We start from the raw sequence: 2,782 nt of genomic DNA on the forward strand, positions 1-2,782 counted from the left end.
CCGTAAGCAAATTCTTCGGGCGTTACGGAATCAAACCTGGAAGTCAATTCCTTGCGGGCCTCGTCAAATGACATCTGTCCCGTTATATAGGCCCGTTTAATACGCACCAGTTCTTTACATTTTTCAATATCTACTTTAAATACATCTGCCTGTACCATATTCAATTCTCCTTGTATATAAATATTTTATACTGAAACAATTTATCATTATCATAGTCCAAGTATATGAATATTCACAAGGTCCGTCCATTGTAATTACAACATTATATTCGGGACTCTTGTGTACGGGCAAACTCGTCAGCTACAGCACGGCGACTCTTTTCATCAGTTGCCAGCTTCAAAATAATACGGCCCATAATTTCGGCACCGCAAGAAAGAACCGGTTCTATTTTTTTATCCTGAACCATGGCTGCAATTTCCCGAGAGTGACCCGGATAATAAGTATCGCCCGCCGCTAAATATAATTGCAGAGCGGGACATTGATGACTCACATTGCCTACATCGGAGCTGCCGTTAGATCCGTCAGACATCATATACTCAATTCCCATATCTGTTAAAACAGATGCCGAGACCTCCGTTGCCGCCTTATTCCATACCATATCATCAAAATCCAAGCCCACGGGAGTCACTTCATATGTCGTTTCCGTTGCCAGGGCCGCCCCTTTAATACAATTCATAAATTTTTCCACGACTTCATTTAGATAAGGGCGTGACGTATAGCGTAGAGTGCATTCCAACTCCGCTCGGTCCGGGACAACGTTTGAAGCCGTCCCGCCGTCCACAATGTACGTGCCGATACGAGTCTCAGGCCGTACATGCTGGCGCAACATATCTACGGCATGAAGAGCCAACATAGCCCCGTTCAGTGCATTCCTTCCCTTCCAAGGGTCGTGTGCTCCGTGCGCCGTTTGGCCGTGAAAAACGACACGATAGCAACTTAAGGCCAATACTTCCGAATTCGGTTCCGTCCGGTCGGACGATATATGAATCATAAGGGCTAAATCATAATCCTTAAATACGCCTTCTTTAACCATAACAGCCTTGCCGCCGCGCAACTCTTCGTCCGGCGTCCCGATTAAATCGATTTGTACGGGCAGGTCTTTGACTTTGGACAAGGCTGCCGCTGCTAAGAAACTCATTGCTCCGTTAGCCGAATGCCCGCAGCCGTGGCCTATATCCGGCAAGGCATCATATTCTGCCAGAAGAGCCACTTTCAACACCGCTTTTTCAGGTCTTGTTACAACAGCTCGAAAAGCCGTCTTCTGTTTTGTGAAGTTCTCTTCTACAGGCCAACCCATTTGCCGGCACAGTTCTACATAACGGGCACAAGCCCTGTATTCACAGCCGGAGAGTTCCGGGTCGGCTGCTACGGCGTAGTTAAGGTCATAGGCAAGTTTCGCATTTTCTTCAATATATTTTTTTAACTCATCGTACCGATTCATTATTTCATCCCTCGCCTTATTTTTTCATATATATCATCCCTGCGATCCGTCTGTACGGGTATGCGTTTACGCACGTCCCCGGATAAATTCGTATCTACGCAAGCCGATAAGATTTGTCGCTCTGAGCCGGCTTCCGTCTCTATATATCCCAAAGGGTTAACCACTAAGGAATGTCCGCCGCCGATTTTACCCTGTACGTCATCGGTCGCATTTACACCGACTACCCAGCATTGGCACTGAACGGCTGCAGCACAACATAAAAGCCGCCATTGATCTACTCGAGGTAAAGGCCAGGAAGCAGGTACAAAAAGGATATCTGCCCCTTGAGCTGTCAACGTTACCCAGTCAATAAAGCGCAAGTCATAGCAAATAACCGCCCCGGCCTGTATACCGTCCAGCGCAAACTTACAAAGTTCTGATCCGGCCTCAAACCGTTCATCTTCTTTAGCCGGAGAAAACAGATGCACCTTATCGTAGGCAACCAACTCCTCGCCCTTACGATTAAATGCATATAGGCGATTATACAGGCCTGCGCCTTCTCGTACGGCTACGGAGCCTCCTACTATATTTACACCGTATTGAGAAGAAAGTTTTGCCAGTAATGCTTTCGTTTGCTTACCGTCCTCATCAGCACCGGTTTCCAATGATTCCGGATAAAATCCGGTATTCCACATTTCGGGAAAAACAAGGACATCCGTATGACCGCTACTTACAGCTTCACTTGTCGCCTCTTCAATTCTTTTATAATTTGTTTCATAGTCACATTTGGCAGCCGTACACTGCACAATTTTGATGTTCATAAATACTCCTTCTTTTTCGAGTGAATATACTCGTATTATAAGATAGGATTTTTGGGCATGCAACGGTAGCAAGGATCAGTAGGCTGTGCTATAGTAAAATTGAATATTAAAGGAGAAAAATCCATGAGTAAAACTAAAAAGACCAATGCCATGCGCATATTGGATAAGAATCACATTCTTTACGACATAAAAACTTACGAATACACGGAAGAAGACTTATCGGGAATCCATGCAGCCGCCGAGGTAGGGATGCCGCCGGATAAAGTTTTTAAAACTCTCGTCGGCCGGGGAAATGTAACGGGCCCCGTCGTCTTTTGTATTCCTGTCCACAAGGAACTTGACTTAAAAAAAGCCGCTCATGTAAGCGGCAATAAAAACGTTCATCTCATTCACGTTAAGGAGCTTTCGGATCTTACAGGCTATATTCGCGGCGGCTGTTCACCTATAGGTATGAAAAAACTTTTCCCTACGTATATTGATGAAACCGCTCTTTCTATTGATATTTTCAGTATCAGTGCCGGCCAAAGAGGACTTCAGATTC

General features: G+C 45.5%; 3 protein-coding genes. 1 reads left to right on the forward strand and 2 read right to left on the reverse strand.

Features of this window, described 5'->3' with window-relative positions:
* Positions 1 to 262 precede the first annotated feature (262 nt).
* Positions 263 to 1,441: an amidohydrolase gene (locus tag PGX78_RS07315; protein WP_270446208.1), complete on the reverse strand. Its 1,179-nt coding sequence runs from the start codon at positions 1,439 to 1,441 to the stop codon at positions 263 to 265.
* Positions 1,441 to 2,241 (reverse strand): nitrilase-related carbon-nitrogen hydrolase, encoded by an 801-nt coding sequence (locus tag PGX78_RS07320; protein WP_270446210.1) that lies wholly within the window; start codon positions 2,239 to 2,241, stop codon positions 1,441 to 1,443. The genes PGX78_RS07315 and PGX78_RS07320 overlap by 1 nt, the downstream gene beginning before the upstream one ends.
* A gap of 123 nt (positions 2,242 to 2,364) precedes the next feature.
* On the opposite strand from PGX78_RS07320, the gene ybaK reads away from it, so the two are divergent.
* Positions 2,365 to 2,782, forward strand: a 418-nt coding sequence (gene ybaK / locus PGX78_RS07325) for a Cys-tRNA(Pro) deacylase (RefSeq protein WP_270446212.1), incomplete at its 3' end; no start/stop codon positions are given.

Source organism: Megasphaera sp. AF13-6AC, assembly GCF_027685385.1.
Taxonomy (GTDB): Bacteria; Bacillota; Negativicutes; order Veillonellales; family Megasphaeraceae; genus Megasphaera; species Megasphaera micronuciformis.